This window comes from Mannheimia sp. ZY171111, from assembly GCF_017750945.1.
GTDB lineage: Bacteria > Pseudomonadota > Gammaproteobacteria > Enterobacterales > Pasteurellaceae > Mannheimia > Mannheimia pernigra.
This window is the reverse complement of the sequence record NZ_CP046532.1, coordinates 1,885,136-1,901,650: the sequence shown is the minus strand read 5'-3', so window position 1 is coordinate 1,901,650 and position 16,515 is coordinate 1,885,136. Positions and strand designations below refer to the sequence as shown.

Below are 16,515 nucleotides of genomic sequence, written 5' to 3'. Positions count from 1 at the left end.
ACCAATCGCTCTCCCTTTAAAGGGAGAGTGTGTTAGTTACGGGCTATTTTCTTGTTCTATTCCATAAATCCGCATATTTTACAAAGGTGGAATGAGCTGATAATACAGCTAATAAGAATCCTTGCTTACCATCTAAAAAACCTGCTTTTAAGAAATACATTTTCACAAAACAGCCTATGGCGTGCGTTATGCCATCAAGCAATGATGCCGTTTTTCCTGCACTCGCTCGCTGAATTGCCCACGCTTTGGCATAACTGGCAGATTTTACTAAATAATGATGAATATCTTTATAAGTGAAGTGCAGTAAATCGCCTTGTAACTTTTCTACTTTCGCCTCTTTTGGGTAATGCACTTTTTCGTGAACTAATTCATCGCCATAGGCTGCAAATTCCGTTCGATACAATCTCACCACATAATCAGGATACCACCCCGAATGGCGAATTTGCTTACCAAATACCTCACTTAAACGGCTAATTTTATACACGGTATTTTTTTCCTCTTTTTTGACCGCTTGTAAAATAGATTGCTTAAGCTCTTCGGTAACTCGTTCATCTGCATCAAGCCACAAGACGTAATCGCCTGTAACATATTGCTGTGCGAGTTGGCGTTGCTTGCCGAAACCTTGCCAATCCGTATTGGTATAGAATTTAGCATTATATTCTGCAGCAATTTGAGGTGTTGTATCTGTGCTGCCACTATCTAAAATCACAATTTCATCAACCCATCCATTCACTGTTTCTAAACAGGCTGCCAAATCTTGGGCTTCGTTTTTTACAATCATCGCAACACTTAATGTTGGCATACTTTATCCTTTTCTCTTATTTCTGTAATTCATTGCATTGTACTTTAAAAATCCTTGTTTTTGTGCTATTTTCTACGCCAAATTTTATTTCATAAACCAATAGCGGATAAAAAATGTCAATTAAATTAACAACCAAACAAAAGCAATATTTAAAAGGCTTAGCACACCATTTAAGCCCTGTTGTGATGCTAGGAGGCAACGGCTTAACCGAAGGCGTTTTAGCGGAGATCGATAACGCATTAGCACATCACGAATTAATCAAAGTCAAAGTAGCTGGTGCGGATCGTGACACTAAGCAACTAATTATTGATGCCATTTTGCGTGAGACCAAAGCAGCTGAAGTGCAAGCTATCGGTCACATTTTGGTACTTTATCGACAAAGTGAAGAGAAAAAAATCACGCTACCGAGAGCTACCAAAGCGATCTAACGGTAATATGCAACATTTTTCAAAAATATAACCGCTTGTATTCAAGCGGTTTTTTAACGGAATATCTATGTTTAAAAAATTCTCTCTTTATACGCTGGCAATGCTGCTGATTCCTATCGTAACCTGGCTTTCTAACTGGCAATGGTCTTTAGCGATTCAATATTCTGAATATAGTTTTGACTATTTCTTATTTTTAATTACCGAAACTGGATCTATGCCTTACGCTATCGCTACTTGCGTTATTTTTACCTTATTACTGGCATGGGTAGTCAAAAAGCATTATGCCTTCGTTTTTGTTATTACAGTTTGTGCTTCTTCAATGGTCACAACTCAAATTATCAAAACAGCGATGAAATCTACCTTTCAAGAACCAAGACCTTTTGTTTCTGCACTGTTTGAAGATAAGTCTGTCGATTTTTATCAATTAACACGCGAGCAGAGAGGCTTAGCCGTTACCGAAAAAGTGGGGACTCAACAAAATTTTGTGACTATCCATCAAGCTAAAGAGGTAGGCTACTCTTTCCCATCTGGTCATACGATCTTTGCCGTTTCTTGGTTGCTTTTAGTGGTAGGATTTTGCATTAATATACAGAGACAAGCGGTCATTTTTGCGCATATTTTTGCAATTACTTGGGCTGCATTAATGCTCATTAGTCGTTTAAGATTAGGTATGCACTACCCAATTGATTTATTTATTAGTAGCTTACTTGCATTTGCAACAAACCTAGCACTCTTTGTATGGTTTGTGCCTTGGTTACAAAAGACGAATCCATTTAATTTATTTCATAAGAGAATTTAATGATGGCAATTTATTATGGCTTAGATATTGGTGGCACAAAAATTGAGTTGGCTGCATTTAATAATAAATTAGAAAAATTACACAGCGAGCGGGTTCCTACTCCACAAACGAATTATGAAGATTGGCTAACAACGATTGAAAATTTAGTCAATAATGCAGATGCTAAATTTGGCGAGCAAGGATTTGTTGGCTTAGGCTTACCTGGTTTTGTAAACCGTGAAACAAATATTGCGGAAATTACCAATATTCGTGTTGCCGATGGCAAAGCCATTATTAAAGATTTAAGCGAGCGGTTAGGACGTGAAGTGCGTGCTGAAAATGATGCTAACTGTTTCGCCCTTTCTGAAGCGTGGGACGAAAGTAATCAATATTTTTCAACAGTGCTTGGCTTAATTATCGGTACAGGTTTTGGCGGCGGATTGGTATTTGATGGCAAAGTGCATTCTGGCAAAATTGGTATGGCAGGTGAGGTTGGCCATATGCAGTTAAATTATCACGCCTTAAAATTATTAGGCTGGGATAAAGCCCCGATTTATGAATGTGGTTGTGGCAATCAAGCTTGTTTAGATACCTATATTTCTGGTCGTGGTTTTGAGCTCCTGTTTAACGATTTAGTGGGCGAGAAAATATCAGCTAAAGAGATCATTGAACGTTTTTACAATAAGGAGCAGAAAGCGGTTGAATTTGTTGAGAAGTATATTGCGTTAATGGCAATTAGCATTAGCAATCTCATTACTATTTTAGATCCCGATATGATTGTATTTGGTGGCGGATTATCAAATTTCGATCATATTTATGAGGCTTTACCAAAAGCTCTACCAAAGCATCTTATGCGTTCAGCCAAAGTACCCGTAATTAAAAAAGCCATTCACGGCGATTCGGGTGGCACACGAGGTGCGGCTGCATTATTTTTAAAATAATCTGGTGAGAGAGGGCAAGCGGTCATTTTTAATGAAAATATTGCAACCCTCTCTCTTTTAGTTTTCTCTACTGCTTAGTTTCTGACGGTAATTTATACAACTGATTTTTATATAAATAGCTGCCAAGTAATGCGTGAGCCAATGCCTCTTTCTTAAAAGATTCTGGTTGTGCTTTAGGGGTTAGGCTAAAAGTTGACTTATCATACACAAAACCTTCAATCGGTAAGTTTGGTCGCATTACAACCACATCGCTACCTTTCATCATTGCTTGTGTGGCATCATATTGCATAAAGGCTCGATTGGGGTCTATATTTTGCGTTAAATCATAACCAATCATTGGATATTGCCCACTTATTCCTGCCACAGAGAGTAATGTTGTTGGCATATCTAACTGGCTAACTAAACGATGATCTGCTCTTGGTTCAATATTTTCCCCTAACAATAACGCGGGTATATGAAAATGTTGAACTGGCACTAAATGCTCGCCAACCGCTCGAGAATCATGATCCGCAATAATTAAAAATACCGTATCTTTCCAATAATCTGATTTTTTCGCTAACTCAAAAAAATGTCCGATCGCATAATCCGCATATTTTGCCGCATTATGACGAGTCTGCTTTGGTTGTTCGTATAATTCAATTTTACCGTCTGGAAATTCAAATGGATCGTGATTACTCGAACTAAATACTAAGCTAAAAAATGGCTTTCCCTCTTTATAGAGCTGAGTGAAAGTTTCATTTGCCTTATCGAAGAGATCTTCATCGCTCACTCCCCAAGTGGCAGTAAATTTGGGATCTTGATAATCTTTTTCATCAATAATTTGCTGAAAACCATTACCATAAAAGAAACTTGCCATATTATCAAAGTGCTTCTCGCCACCATAAATAAAAGAAGTATGGTAGCCTTGATGCTTTAACAATTCTGCAATACTAAAAAAGTTATTTTGACTTTTCGTCAATTTCACTACCGCTCTTGCTGGCGTAGGTGTAAAACCTGTTGTGACCGCTTCAATCCCTCTAACTGAACGAGTACCTGTTGCATAGAGATTAGTAAAATACCAGCCTTCTTTCGAGAGCTTATCTAAATTTGGTGTGAGATTTTTCCCACCTAATGAGCCAACAAATTGAGCTCCCAAGCTTTCTTCCAAAAGCACTACGATATTTTTAGGCTTACCTTGATAAGTCGCTTTATTTTCAGTCAGTGTTGGAATTTCATCTGAGATATAATCTGAATCAGGACGGTTTCGAGCTTGTTTAACAATCGTTAACATTTCCTCAACCGACATTTTTCCATATTGTTCTGAAGATCGCTCTTCATCTTTCAACTGCTGTACCGCATAAAGTACGGAATAGCCTGAGTTTAGTACCAGTGAATTGACCAGAGGGTCGCTTGAAAATGCAACCATCGCAGGATTTATTCCACGATGAGCTAAACTTGAACGCCCGCCAATAAAAACCGCTACAGCTACTAATAAAGCTAATAATGGACGCATTTTCCAATTTGGAAAACGTAAATTTCGTGTTGCCCAGCCCGATAATTTCCAATAAATAAAACAGGACACAATTGCTGCTAATATACCAATAATTACAGTCAATAAATGCCCATTCATCAACATAGTGAAAACTTCTTTAGGATGAACCAAATACTCAATGAAAAGACGATTAGGCCGGAGATCAAAGGTCTCAATAAAATTTGGCGTTACCACTTCCATAAAAAGAATAAATACGCTACCGACAGTTAGCCAAACTCTCAAAACCGTCTGCCAAATTGATCCAAGCTTATTTTTATGGAAGAAAAGTACGCTAAATAGTGCAGGCAAACCAAACAGCCAACATAATGCGGATATATCAATACGAATGCCTTGCAACATTAATGGTATCCAGCCATCAACGGCTGATACTCTCTCAATTTGCCAGATACCTAAAGCTAAACGAGATAACGTTAAGATAAATAAATTCATCCCAATAAACAGTAGGATCGGGAATAGCACAGTTCTTGATGGACTGCGTTGGTGCATTTGAATCTCCTTTTAAAAATATTGAATTATTATCATTATTTAATAATGACAGGATCGCCGACTCTTATTACTCCACTATTTTGTGGCACAAGATGAATACCAAAAATCGGCTTGCCCTTATCATTAGTATGCTTTTGTTTCAACGTTCGGAAAGGCTCTGCTTGAGGGTCTAATTCTAACGTAGATAAATTGCGAGTAATCAGCACACATCGAGTACAGAGGGCTGACTTGGTGAATAAGACTTCTCCAACTTGAATTTGTTCCCACCGCTCTTCTTCAAAGGCAATATTTCCATCAATCACGATATTTGGACGAAAACGAGCCATTTCGATTGGAATAGGCGACCATTGTTGGACTTGCTCAAGCGATTTTAATGACATTAACGTAACAGGATTGCTGTCTGCAAAACTCAGCGGATTCTCACCAAAGTTTTCAACCTTACGTTGGCTTTTGCTACCCAGCCAACGCAATTGCACTTCTCTACCTAGCATTCCACTTAACCACTGATTCACCTTCTTATCAGCCACTTTAGTATTAAAATGTGTTCCCCACACTTCGCTTGATTGCTCCTCAATGAAGTCTTGGTAAAGTGCCAAACATTTTTGACCGCTTGTATGAGTAATCACAAGCCCTGTAGCAATCGGAAAAGCCGTTAGGCGGTATAGTTCCGCCTCTTTACGGGCAGTAATAAATTTACCATCAGGTTCAGTTATCATAAATTCACGGTCAAAATTTAATCCTTTCGGTTCAACAAAGGCTTGAGAAACTTGGGTTGGCTGAGTTGATTTTATCGGGTAAATATTCAATTCTGTTACTTGCATAGAAAATCCTCTTTATATCAGTCAAGATACAATACTACAAGCGGTCAAAAAGTAAAAGGAATTTGCAAATCCCTTTGTAGAACGGTAAACTTGCAAAACTTTAATGAGCTATAGGTCAAATAAAATGGCAAAAAAACCAACTCAAGATTTTGAAACTACGCTGAAAGAATTAGAAGCAATTGTCACTCATTTAGAAACTGGCGATTTACCTCTAGAAGAAGCACTTAATGAATTTGAAGCAGCAATTAAATTAGTACAACAAGGGCAAGAACGCTTACAAAAAGCAGAGCAACGAATCCAGATTCTATTAAATAAAAACGATTCAGCAGAACTTAGCGACTACGTTAAAGAATAAAAAGAGAAGAATAAAATGAGCTATTCCTTAGCTGCCGATCTTAACACTCAACAAAAACGTATTAATCATTTTTTAGCTGAAAAATTAAGCCAATACGAATCCTTTAATTCCCCTTTAATTAAGGCGATGGAATACGCGGTATTATTGGGCGGAAAACGTGTTCGCCCATTTTTAATCTATACAACAGGCAAAATGTTAGGCGTATCGCTTGAAAAATTAGATCATAGTGCAGGTGCGATGGAATCCATTCACGCTTATTCACTGGTTCACGATGATTTACCCGCAATGGACGATGATAAATTACGTCGTGGCAAACCCACTTGCCATATTGCCTTTGATGAATCCACCGCCATTTTAGCAGGCGATGCCTTACAAAGCCTCGCCTTTGAGTTAATCGTAACCGATCCACATCTTAATGATAAAGAAAAAGTGGCTCAAGTCACAGAATTAGCGGTTGCCTCTGGTGCAAAAGGAATGTGTTTAGGGCAAAGCTTAGATTTAATTGCAGAAAATAAATCGGTAGATTTAGCAGAATTGGAACTTATTCATCATAATAAAACGGGGGCGTTAATTCTCTCATCCGTGATGATGGGCTTTAACCTTTCCGAACATTCGCAAAATTTGTCCATAAAACAACCGCTTGTAAATTATGCTAAAGCAATTGGTTTAGCCTTTCAGGTACAAGATGATATTTTAGATGTGATTGGCGAAACCGATAAAATTGGTAAAACGGTTGGCTCCGATGAAAACTTAAATAAAAGTACCTACCCTAAACTATTAGGGCTAGAAGGTGCGAAACAAAAAGCTGAAATGCTATATCAAATCGCGCTTACAGCTCTTGAGCAACTGCCTTTCGATACCACGGAATTAAAAGAATTAGCTCACTTTATTGTTAAACGTGAAAACTAAAAAAACCTAGCATTTGCTAGGTTTTTAATAGCTTTTTTATAGCCTTTATACGTGAGGCTTCGCTTCTGGTAGCGTGCCTTCTATTTCATAAATTACATCGCCATCTTTAAAGAAAACGTAGCCACCGTTTTTCATTTTAGTCCAGTTCTCATTTTTCGTTAATGGTTGAGTTGTAATAATGGTTACTTTATCGGTAATTTGGGTATATTGACTGAAATCAATCGACACATCATCATCACGCAACGCTTTACCAAATGGGGCTTTACGGCACACATAATGAAGGTTAGTTGTGCAGCGAGCAATCATCCAATCTCCGTTCGATAAAATAAAGTTAAATACTCCGTGTTCAGCGATTGTTGAGGTTATTTCTACTACTGCATCAAAGATCTCTTTTTCGCTTGGTTTATCTGGATATTTCTCTTTTAATTGGGATACCATTCGGCAAAATGCGACTTCGGAATCCGTTGTGCCTATCGGTTGATAATGGCACTCTTTGCACACTTCAATCCCTTCTACCGTGCCATTATGTGCAAATACCCAATTTTCTCCCCATAATTCACGAATAAAAGGGTGTGTATTTTCCAAATTCACATCGCCACGAGTGGCTTTACGAATATGTGCAATCACATTTAATGATTTAATTTGATATTGACCGATAGATTCTGCCATAGGTGACGAAGCACCTGGGCGATTATCTCTGAAAACACGCACGCCTTTACCTTCAAAAAATGCGATCCCGAAACCGTCCGTGTGATGATCACTTAATCCTCCACGGCGACGAAAACCGTCAAAAGAAAACGTAATGTCGGTTGGCGTATTGCAGTTCATTCCAAGTAATTGACACATAATTTAATTCGTTAGCTCTCAATAACTTACTATAAAAAACTCATAGTGATATTTAAACAGATTGATAGAAAATTTCAATGGGATTTCTATAGAAATCTTATTCCTTATTTTTATAATTTATAGCTTTTTTATACTTTTTAGTTGTATTCTTTTTTAAACAGCGAAATTAAAAAAAGCATTCCAGCAAAAACAACCACCGATGGACCTGCTGGGGTATCTTTCCAAGCTGATAGCAGTAAACCTCCAGTTAATGCAATAATGCTAAACAAGGCTGCAATCAACACCATTTTTTCTGGCGTTTGAGCAAAACGCCGTGCCGTTGCAGAGGGAATAATCAATAATGAAGTAATAATTAATGCCCCAACAAATTTCATACTTAATGCAATGGTTAATGCAGTCAAAAGCATAAGCAATAAACGTAAGCGAGCCACATCTAATCCCTCAATTTGAGCCAGCTCTGGGCTAATCGTTATGGACAATAACTGTTTCCAAAATTTCATTAACACAGATAAGATCAAAATTGCCCCTATCCCAATAAAAATCACATCAGAAAAACTAATTGCAAGCAGATCACCAAAGAGATAAGACATTAAATCTACTCTTACATTATCAAGCAAGCTAATAGTAATCACACCCAAAGAGAGGCTAGTGTGGGCAATAATGCCTAATACCGTATCAACCGAGTAGTTCGTTTTATGCTCAAGCCAAACCAACAATATTGCTAACATAATCGTCATTGCAATCACGGCAATATAAGGATCAATTTGTAAAAAAATACCAAGAGCTACGCCCAATAAGGCGGAATGGGAAAGCGTATCGCCAAAATAGGCCATTTTTCGCCAAACCACAAAAGCACCGAGCGGTGCAGTAATAAAGGCTAGCAAAACACCTGCGAGCCACGCAGGCAGTAAAATATCAAACATATCTATTCCAAATAACAAGCGGTTGATTTTTCATAAAATTTTGCAAATTTTATGAATATTATTTATATCGTTTTATTTCACTCAATTCATCTTGTGATTTCAGCCACGCTATTTTTTCTTTAATCTGTTTTTCCATTCCTCGTTCTGTCGGGAAATACAATTGGGTATCTTTAAGTTCAGGAGGAAAATAATTTTCTCCTGCGGCATAAGCATTCGGTTCGTGATGGGCGTAGCGGTATCCTTCGCCATAGCCTAACGATTTCATTAAATTTGTTGGTGCATTTCGCAAATGCTCTGGCACATCGTAATCTTTCGCTTCTTTTGCTAAGCGTTTTGCTTCATTAAAGGCCTGATAAACTGCATTGCTTTTAGGCGCAACCGCAAGATAAATAATGGCTTGAGCTATGGCTCTTTCACCTTCATAAGCGCCAACTCGAGTAAAACAGTCCCAAGCGGCTATAGCAATTTGCATAGCACGTGGGTCGGCATTGCCTACATCTTCTGAAGCGATAGCCAATAAGCGTCTTGCTACATAAAGCGGATCACCGCCAGCGGTTAAAATTCTAGCATACCAATATAAAGCACCATCTGGCGATGAACCTCGAATAGATTTATGAAGTGCCGAAATGAGATCGTAATAACGATCTCCGCCCTTATCAAAACGTGCTTGTCTCTCGCCCAATACATCGCTAAGCAATATTTTATTTAACACTTTATGAGGGGAATTTTCTGCCATATCTACCATTAATTCGAGGCAATTTAAGGCAAAGCGAGCATCACCATTCACATAATCGGCAAGCAATTTCAGCACATCATCTTCAATTAATAATTTTTCATTACCGAGCCCACGCTCTTTATCTGCCACCGCCATTTGCAAAATTTCTAAAATTTCGACCGCTTGTAATGGCTTTAAAATATAAATTTTGGCACGAGAGAGTAAAGCATTATTTAGCTCAAACGAAGGATTTTCAGTCGTCGCACCAATAAAAATGATTGTGCCATCTTCAATATGAGGTAAAAACGCATCTTGCTGGCTTTTATTGAAGCGATGAACTTCATCAACAAAAATCAGTGTTCGTCTTCCCGCTTGTCGGTTTAATTTTGCCTGCTCAATGGCTTCTCGAATCTCTTTCACGCCACTGGTGACAGCTGAAATGCGTTCTACTTCTGCATCAAAATGATGTGCAATAATTTCAGCTAATGTCGTTTTACCCGTTCCTGGAGGCCCCCAAAAAATCATTGAATGGATAAGCCTTGCTTCAATCGCTCTACGCAATGATTTTCCTTCGCCAATGAGATGAGATTGCCCTACATATTCGCTCAAATTTTGAGGACGCATTCTTGCCGCTAGCGGTCGGAAATCTTCAGCAAAATCAAAAGATAAACTGTTCATATTGGCTCTTAGCGTAAACGAAGTTGACGGCGGATATGACGCATGAGTAGGAAAATCCAAGGCCAAAGCACACCGCTAATCGCTGCACCTAAGATTTGTTGAGCGTTAAATTCTGCACTGTGTAAAACAAATTCAACGACAAAAATAGCAAAACGAATCAACACAATATATGCCATCACCAATAAACTTTGTAACCAAAGAGATAAGTTACGTAAAATAAGATGATATTTTGCTACAAAATAAATGGCAACGGATAGCACTAAAGTATGAATGCCTAAAATTGAGCCCAAAATGAGATCCCACACGATACCTGCTAAAAAAGCAGTGCCAATACTGATTTTATCTGGTAGGGCTAATGCCCAATAAATGAGTACTAATACAATCCAAGTTGGACGTAATCCTTGAAATCCAATTGGCCAAGGCATTATTTCCAGCACAAAAGCAACTATAAAAATTGCAAGCATAACTAGAATCTGAAAAATTGGATTTGTTCTCATTATTCAGCTCCTTGTTCTATGTGATTCTCTTCGTGGCTTTCAATATCAGGTTGTGATGCTGGATTTTCATCTATTTCTTCTACATCTTGCTCTTCTTTAGTCTCTAACTGAACCTCTGTTTTCTTATTTGACATCTGTTTTAATCGCTCAAACGGATTTACGCTATTACGCCTTTCTTCAACAATTTCACGCACTTGTTCAGGCGATAAACTTTGACTGTAATTTTTCTCTTCCGCTATTGGCCAAAGCAATAATAAATAACGCAGGCGATCAAATGAAGCTAACGGGCGAGCAACAATTCTAGCAAACTGACTTTTTGTATCATTTTCTACCGTTTCTACAATCGCAACTGGATAACCTTCTGGAAAACGACCACCTAGGCCTGATGTAACTAACACATCTCCTTTTACTACATCAATAGAACGAGGTAGATTATCAACGACCAATTCTTTGTTTAAACCTGTACCATTAACAATTCCACGAACATCGTTACGTAGCACCTGAACTGGGGTGGCATGAGTAATATCGGTTAAAAGTAGAACACGACTGGATTTTTCTCCTACGGAAATAATTTGTCCTACAACGCCTCTTTCATCAATCACTGGCTGTCCAACAAAAGCACCATCTAACCGACCTTGATTAATAACAACTTGCTGACGGTAGGTATCCATTTCTGCTGCCAAAACTTCTCCAATTTTTTTGTATTCATCTTGGCGAAGCGGGGAACTAAGCAACAATCTTAAACGTTGATTTTCTACTTTTAACTGATCAAGCAGTAATAAATCTGCACTTTTTTCTCTTAATTGCTCTTTTAAAGAGTTATTCTCCATTTGTAATTTATTGTTATCAATAAAATTACCACTCACACCATCTAAGATTGAGCGAGGCGTATTCGCAAAATAATATAATCCACTCACTGCTGTTTCTAACATATTTCGAGCTTGAATCATCAATGAGCTTCGACCATCAGAAATAATCAAGATAATAGATAATATTATGGCAATAATCAGACGCATTCCTAAAGACGGCGTTTTAGCAAAAATTGGTTTCATCAGAGAAGTATAATGTAAAATTTATCGGAATATATAACGAAAGTTGACAATAGATTCAATCTATTGTCAACTTCCAATTCAATACTTAGCAAGAAAAGCGAGGATTATTCATCTGGACTAAATACGTCTCCACCGTGCATATCTATCATTTCTAGTGCTTTACCACCACCACGAGCTACACAAGTTAATGGATCTTCTGCAACAACCACTTGAACACCGGTTGAATCAGACAGTAGGCGATCTAAGTTATGTAATAATGCTCCGCCCCCCGTTAGTACCATACCACGTTCAAAAATATCAGCAGCTAATTCTGGTGGACATTGCTCTAATACAGCTTTAACTGCTTCAACAATACCATTTAAGGGTTGTTCAATTGCTTCTAATATATGTTTTGAATTCAACTCAAAAGTACGTGGTGCACCTTCTGCTAAATTATGACCATGAACTTCCATTATTTTAATATCATCATCAGATTCAATTTTAGCTGTTGCAATTTCTTGTTTAATACGCTCAGCAGTGGCTTCACCGATTGCAGATCCAAAATGGCGACGAACATAAGCAATAATTGCTTCATCTAATTTATCACCACCAATACGCACAGAAGTCGAATAAACAATACCATTTAAAGACAATACCGCAACTTCAGTTGTACCACCACCAATATCAATCACCATCGATCCCATTGCTTCGTGAACAGGTAAACCTGCCCCAATAGCAGCTGCCATTGGCTCTTCAATCAAATATACTTCACGAGCACCAGCCCCAATAGCTGATTCTTTAATTGCACGACGTTCTACTTGAGTTGCTCCCGCTGGCACACAAACTAATACACGTGGGCTTGGACGCATAAAGTTATTGCTATGCACTTGTTTGATAAAGTGTTGCAACATTTTTTCTGTTACAAAGAAATCTGCAATAACACCATCTTTCATTGGACGGATTGCCATAATACTTTTTGGTGTACGACCTAGCATTAATTTTGCGTGAGTTCCTACTGCAGCAATGCTTTTTACCGATCCCATACGATCTTGCCTAACCGCAACTACCGAAGGCTCATCTAAGACAATCCCCTGCCCTTTAACATAAACTAAGGTATTGGCTGTGCCGAGATCGATAGAAAGATCATTTGAGAATAATCCTAAAAATTTTTTAAACATAAAAGAATCCGTCAATAAAATTATTAAATAAATAAGGCACTATATTTGTGCAAATATTGCCGCTAATATAGCAAAAAATAGCAGTATTCAGCAATGAAAAATTTGGGCTGTTAGAAAATTTGCTTTATAAGTTGATAAGCATAAATCAGCAAACTAAAAGCGATGAAATACATAATCAATCCCGTGATTGCATCTAAAATTTGCCAAGTTCTACGCTTAGCAAAATAAGAAGAAAGTAATCTTGCCCCGTAGCCTAATCCAAAAAACCACAAAAATGAACAAAGTAATGCTCCCGCTAAGAAATACATCTTGCCACTAAAATCTAATTTTCCACCAATGCTGCCTACAATCACAACGGTGTCAATATAAACATGAGGATTTAAAAATGTAATCGCCAAGGTAACCATTAAGGCTTTTTGCAGGCTTGAAGCATTTTCACCACATGCAACAAGATAATCTCCGCTTTTAAATACGCTAATAAATGAGCGACTTCCATAAGTAAATAGAAAAATTGCACCTAAGAGAGAGATAACTAAACTAACAATCGGTAATTCTGAAATCAATGTGCCTAATCCTAATACGCCGATAGTCATTAGAAATACATCGCCTAAAAAGCAGATAAGAATAACCCCAAAAACGTGTTGTTTGAGTATCCCTTGTTTTAGCACAAAGGCATTTTGTGCCCCGATTGATACAATCAGCCCAAAACAAACAATAAAACCTTGAATAAAAATATTCATTTTGTCTCCTAAATAAACTACAAGCGGTCGATTATACAGAAAATTTTGCAAAAATTAGGTATAATTCACGCAATATTCTAGCTGAAGGAAAATTTTATGAATGATACTGTCTCGCAACCATCTTGTGTTGTAATTGCTATTGCGGGAGCTTCTGCATCAGGGAAAAGCCTGATTGCCTCAACAATATATAAAGAACTACAATATGAATTAGGAACGGATAATATCGGTATTATTTCCGAAGATGCTTATTATCGAGATCAATCCCATTTAACAATGGAAGAACGAATCAAAACCAACTACGATCACCCTAATTCAATGGATCATCATTTATTAGTTCACCATCTATGCCAATTAAAACAGGGAGAAGCAATCGAAATCCCCGAATATGACTATACTGAGCATAATCGTAAAACCACTACTCAACACTTCGAGCCGAAAAAAATCATTATTTTAGAGGGCATTTTGCTCCTTACCGATGAAAACATCCGCAATCAGCTCAATGTATCAATCTTCGTTGACGCTCCATTAGATATTTGCTTTATCCGCCGTTTACGACGAGATATGGTTGAGCGAGGAAGATCAATGGAATCCGTTATTAGCCAATATCGTAAAACCGTTCGCCCAATGTTCTTGCAATTTATCGAACCTTCCAAGCAATATGCTGATATTATCGTGCCCAAAGGCGGTAAAAATCGTATTGCCATTGATATTCTAAAAGCACAAATTAAGCAATTACTCAAATAGGAATTCAATATGCGTTTATGTGACAAAGATATTAAAGATTATTTAGATAAAGGCATCATCACGATTACCCCTCGTCCTTCTGACGAAAAGATCTCAGGAGCCACAGCCGATGTTCGCCTGGGTAGTTCATTCCGAGTCTTTCGTGAACATAATACGCCTTATATTGATTTAAGCGGCCCTCGTGAAGAAGTTACCGCTCAGTTAAATAACGTGATGAGTGATGAAATTATCATCAGTGATGACGAAGCTTTTTTCTTACACCCTGGAGAGTTAGCTCTTGCAACCACACTTGAATCGGTTACCTTACCTGCAAATATTGTTGGTTGGTTAGATGGGCGTTCTTCGCTAGCAAGATTGGGCTTAATGGTTCACGTTACTGCTCACCGAATCGATCCAGGCTGGGAAGGGAAAATCGTCTTAGAATTTTTCAATGCAGGCAAACTACCCCTTGCTCTACGCCCTAATATGGCTATTGGTGCATTAAGTTTTGAAGTATTAAGTGGAGAAGCTCAAAAACCATATAATGCACGTAAAGACGCAAAATATAAAAATCAACAAAGTGCTATTTTTAGTCGGATCAATCAAGATTAAGCGTGCTTTATTTGTAATAAAAAAGCGAACATTTTTGATGTTTCATCCCAAAATGTTCGCTTTTTTCATTTCTAGCTATTTAGTGCTCTTAAAATATCATCTACTCGTTCTTTCGCATCACCAAACAACATTTGGGTGTTCTCTTTAAAGAAGAGTGGATTTTGCACACCAGCATAACCTACTGCCATTGAGCGTTTAAATACAACAACATTCTGTGCTTTCCATACTTCAAGTACTGGCATTCCTGCAATTGGGCTAGATGGATCATCTAATGCAGCTGGATTTACGGTATCATTTGCACCAATCACCAATACAACATCAGTATCTTTAAAATCATCATTGATTTCATCCATTTCTAACACCACATCATAAGGTACTTTTGCTTCTGCTAATAACACGTTCATATGACCTGGTAAACGCCCTGCCACAGGATGAATACCAAAACGGACATTCACACCTTTTTCACGTAATTTTGCTGTAATTTCTGCTACTGGATATTGTGCTTGTGCTACAGCCATACCGTAGCCTGGAGTGATGATAACAGAGCTTGCATTTTTCAACATTTCTGCCACTTCTTCTGCGTTAGTTTCACGATGTTCGCCATATTCAGTATCGCCTGAACCAGATTGAACGTCATTACCAAAACCGCCAGCAATGACACTGATAAATGAACGATTCATCGCTTTACACATAATGTAAGAAAGGATTGCACCAGAAGAACCAACCAACGCACCTGTTACGATTAATAAATCGTTGCTCAGCATAAAACCTGCTGCAGCTGCTGCCCAACCTGAATAAGAATTCAGCATTGATACCACAACAGGCATATCTGCCCCACCAATTGAGGATACTAAATGCCAGCCGAATGCTAAGGCAATGACTGTCATAATTAACACAGGGAAAATATTTTCTGGATGATTTAAAAAGACAATCATTAGGAAGATCGAAACAACAATCGCTGCTAAATTCCATTTGTGTTTATGCGGAATATTTAACGCTGCAGAAGAAACTTTACGCCCAAACAATTTACCGCTTAATTTCCCAAAAGCCACTAATGACCCCGAGAAGGTTACCGCACCAATGAAAATTCCTAAGAACACTTCCACATTATGAATGTTAGTAAGCGTTGCTTGTTCTGCTAAAAATGCGGCTTGTGCTGCTGTATCTAAATTTGCTGGCATTAGGGTTTCAGTATGTAAACCATAGCTATTAAAACCAACTAATACCGCGGCTAAACCTACAAAACTATGAAGAATAGCCACAAGCTCAGGCATTTCCGTCATTTCTACTTTAATTGCTTTTTTAACACCGATGAACCCACCTGCAGCCATTGCAATTAAAATCCAAATGGTACCGTGAGATTGAGGTCCAAAAATTGTCGCGACTAATGCAATTCCCATACCAACAATACCGTACCAGCAACCTGCTTTTGCCGTTTCGTGTTTAGAAAGCCCCGCCAGACTCATAATAAAGAGAAGCGTGGCAATAATATATGCGGCAGTAACAAATCCAAAAGACATA

At 38.1% G+C, this 16,515-nt stretch carries 18 protein-coding genes; 7 read left to right on the top strand and 11 right to left on the bottom strand.

The genetic code is table 11. The features are described from left to right. Positions 1–43: 43 nt before the first annotated feature. Entirely contained in the window at positions 44–802 is a 759-nt protein-coding gene (locus GM698_RS09065; protein WP_176808682.1) for a glycosyltransferase family 2 protein, read from the bottom strand. A 113-nt stretch (positions 803–915) separates the two neighbouring features. Between GM698_RS09065 and yhbY the strand changes: the two genes are divergently transcribed. The 3 genes from yhbY (at position 916) to nagK (ending at position 2,949) form a co-directional block, all read left to right on the top strand. After that, a complete protein-coding gene (yhbY, locus tag GM698_RS09060) occupies positions 916–1,230 on the top strand; it encodes a ribosome assembly RNA-binding protein YhbY (protein ID WP_176808683.1) in 315 nt (104 codons plus the stop codon). A 67-nt stretch (positions 1,231–1,297) separates the two neighbouring features. Then, positions 1,298–2,029: a phosphatase PAP2 family protein gene (locus GM698_RS09055; RefSeq protein WP_159630448.1), complete on the top strand. Its 732-nt coding sequence runs from the start codon at positions 1,298–1,300 to the stop codon at positions 2,027–2,029. 2 nt (positions 2,030–2,031) lie between these two features. Beyond that, positions 2,032–2,949: an N-acetylglucosamine kinase gene (nagK, locus tag GM698_RS09050; RefSeq protein WP_209289800.1), complete on the top strand. Its 918-nt coding sequence runs from the start codon at positions 2,032–2,034 to the stop codon at positions 2,947–2,949. A gap of 67 nt (positions 2,950–3,016) precedes the next feature. On the opposite strand, the gene GM698_RS09045 is transcribed toward nagK, so the two are convergent. Both GM698_RS09045 and GM698_RS09040 read right to left on the bottom strand, forming a co-directional pair. After that, positions 3,017–4,966, bottom strand: a complete 1,950-nt coding sequence (locus GM698_RS09045) for an LTA synthase family protein (RefSeq protein WP_209289311.1) — start codon at positions 4,964–4,966, stop codon at positions 3,017–3,019. 35 nt (positions 4,967–5,001) lie between these two features. Beyond that, on the bottom strand, positions 5,002–5,787 hold the full coding sequence (locus tag GM698_RS09040) for an MOSC domain-containing protein (RefSeq protein WP_176810151.1): 786 nt from the start codon (positions 5,785–5,787) through the stop codon (positions 5,002–5,004). A gap of 124 nt (positions 5,788–5,911) precedes the next feature. Here GM698_RS09040 and xseB point away from each other — a divergent pair, with 124 nt between their 5' ends. Then, the gene (xseB, locus tag GM698_RS09035) at positions 5,912–6,142 is read left to right on the top strand and encodes an exodeoxyribonuclease VII small subunit (RefSeq protein ID WP_159630454.1); all 231 of its coding nucleotides are present in this window, start codon (positions 5,912–5,914) and stop codon (positions 6,140–6,142) included. A gap of 15 nt (positions 6,143–6,157) precedes the next feature. Further along, positions 6,158–7,051 carry a (2E,6E)-farnesyl diphosphate synthase gene (gene ispA / locus GM698_RS09030; RefSeq protein ID WP_209289310.1) on the top strand — a complete coding sequence of 298 codons (894 nt, stop codon included), beginning with the start codon at positions 6,158–6,160 and terminating at the stop codon, positions 7,049–7,051. 45 nt (positions 7,052–7,096) lie between these two features. On the opposite strand, the gene GM698_RS09025 is transcribed toward ispA, so the two are convergent. The 7 genes from GM698_RS09025 to GM698_RS08995 form a co-directional block, all read right to left on the bottom strand. Further along, on the bottom strand, positions 7,097–7,897 hold the full coding sequence (locus tag GM698_RS09025; RefSeq protein WP_176808689.1) for a class II glutamine amidotransferase: 801 nt from the start codon (positions 7,895–7,897) through the stop codon (positions 7,097–7,099). Between the two features lie 137 nt (positions 7,898–8,034). Further along, the gene (gene znuB / locus GM698_RS09020; RefSeq protein ID WP_159630461.1) at positions 8,035–8,820 is read right to left on the bottom strand and encodes a zinc ABC transporter permease subunit ZnuB; all 786 of its coding nucleotides are present in this window, start codon (positions 8,818–8,820) and stop codon (positions 8,035–8,037) included. Positions 8,821–8,878: 58 nt separating this feature from the next. Then, positions 8,879–10,213, bottom strand: coding sequence for a replication-associated recombination protein A (locus GM698_RS09015; RefSeq protein WP_209289309.1), 1,335 nt, complete (start codon positions 10,211–10,213; stop codon positions 8,879–8,881). 8 nt (positions 10,214–10,221) lie between these two features. Then, the gene (gene mreD / locus GM698_RS09010) at positions 10,222–10,710 is read right to left on the bottom strand and encodes a rod shape-determining protein MreD (protein ID WP_159630465.1); all 489 of its coding nucleotides are present in this window, start codon (positions 10,708–10,710) and stop codon (positions 10,222–10,224) included. Next, entirely contained in the window at positions 10,710–11,762 is a 1,053-nt protein-coding gene (gene mreC, locus GM698_RS09005) for a rod shape-determining protein MreC (RefSeq protein WP_176810155.1), read from the bottom strand. Before mreC ends, mreD begins: the two co-directional genes overlap by 1 nt. A 104-nt stretch (positions 11,763–11,866) precedes the next feature. Continuing rightward, positions 11,867–12,919 (bottom strand): rod shape-determining protein, encoded by a 1,053-nt coding sequence (locus GM698_RS09000; protein ID WP_176808691.1) that lies wholly within the window; start codon positions 12,917–12,919, stop codon positions 11,867–11,869. A 110-nt stretch (positions 12,920–13,029) separates the two neighbouring features. Further along, on the bottom strand, positions 13,030–13,659 hold the full coding sequence (locus GM698_RS08995; protein WP_209289308.1) for a LysE/ArgO family amino acid transporter: 630 nt from the start codon (positions 13,657–13,659) through the stop codon (positions 13,030–13,032). A gap of 96 nt (positions 13,660–13,755) precedes the next feature. Between GM698_RS08995 and udk the strand changes: the two genes are divergently transcribed. Continuing rightward, positions 13,756–14,403, top strand: coding sequence for a uridine kinase (udk, locus tag GM698_RS08990; protein ID WP_159630473.1), 648 nt, complete (start codon positions 13,756–13,758; stop codon positions 14,401–14,403). Positions 14,404–14,412: 9 nt separating this feature from the next. Continuing rightward, positions 14,413–14,994, top strand: a complete 582-nt coding sequence (dcd, locus tag GM698_RS08985; protein ID WP_209289307.1) for a dCTP deaminase — start codon at positions 14,413–14,415, stop codon at positions 14,992–14,994. Between the two features lie 71 nt (positions 14,995–15,065). On the opposite strand, the gene pntB is transcribed toward dcd, so the two are convergent. Beyond that, entirely contained in the window at positions 15,066–16,514 is a 1,449-nt protein-coding gene (pntB, locus tag GM698_RS08980; protein WP_209289306.1) for a Re/Si-specific NAD(P)(+) transhydrogenase subunit beta, read from the bottom strand. Position 16,515: the final 1 nt, after the last annotated feature.

Bases quoted from the DNA above. Each gene is read 5' to 3' on its own strand.
- GM698_RS09065 (WP_176808682.1), bottom strand. From the start codon at position 802: ATGCCAACATTAAGTGTTGCGATGATTGTAAAAAACGAAGCCCAAGAT.
- yhbY (WP_176808683.1), top strand. From the start codon at position 916: ATGTCAATTAAATTAACAACCAAACAAAAGCAATATTTAAAAGGCTTA.
- GM698_RS09055 (WP_159630448.1), top strand. From the start codon at position 1,298: ATGTTTAAAAAATTCTCTCTTTATACGCTGGCAATGCTGCTGATTCCT.
- nagK (WP_209289800.1), top strand. From the start codon at position 2,032: ATGGCAATTTATTATGGCTTAGATATTGGTGGCACAAAAATTGAGTTG.
- GM698_RS09045 (WP_209289311.1), bottom strand. From the start codon at position 4,966: ATGCACCAACGCAGTCCATCAAGAACTGTGCTATTCCCGATCCTACTG.
- GM698_RS09040 (WP_176810151.1), bottom strand. From the start codon at position 5,787: ATGCAAGTAACAGAATTGAATATTTACCCGATAAAATCAACTCAGCCA.
- xseB (WP_159630454.1), top strand. From the start codon at position 5,912: ATGGCAAAAAAACCAACTCAAGATTTTGAAACTACGCTGAAAGAATTA.
- ispA (WP_209289310.1), top strand. From the start codon at position 6,158: ATGAGCTATTCCTTAGCTGCCGATCTTAACACTCAACAAAAACGTATT.
- GM698_RS09025 (WP_176808689.1), bottom strand. From the start codon at position 7,897: ATGTGTCAATTACTTGGAATGAACTGCAATACGCCAACCGACATTACG.
- znuB (WP_159630461.1), bottom strand. From the start codon at position 8,820: ATGTTTGATATTTTACTGCCTGCGTGGCTCGCAGGTGTTTTGCTAGCC.
- GM698_RS09015 (WP_209289309.1), bottom strand. From the start codon at position 10,213: ATGAACAGTTTATCTTTTGATTTTGCTGAAGATTTCCGACCGCTAGCG.
- mreD (WP_159630465.1), bottom strand. From the start codon at position 10,710: ATGAGAACAAATCCAATTTTTCAGATTCTAGTTATGCTTGCAATTTTT.
- mreC (WP_176810155.1), bottom strand. From the start codon at position 11,762: ATGAAACCAATTTTTGCTAAAACGCCGTCTTTAGGAATGCGTCTGATT.
- GM698_RS09000 (WP_176808691.1), bottom strand. From the start codon at position 12,919: ATGTTTAAAAAATTTTTAGGATTATTCTCAAATGATCTTTCTATCGAT.
- GM698_RS08995 (WP_209289308.1), bottom strand. From the start codon at position 13,659: ATGAATATTTTTATTCAAGGTTTTATTGTTTGTTTTGGGCTGATTGTA.
- udk (WP_159630473.1), top strand. From the start codon at position 13,756: ATGAATGATACTGTCTCGCAACCATCTTGTGTTGTAATTGCTATTGCG.
- dcd (WP_209289307.1), top strand. From the start codon at position 14,413: ATGCGTTTATGTGACAAAGATATTAAAGATTATTTAGATAAAGGCATC.
- pntB (WP_209289306.1), bottom strand. From the start codon at position 16,514: ATGTCTTTTGGATTTGTTACTGCCGCATATATTATTGCCACGCTTCTC.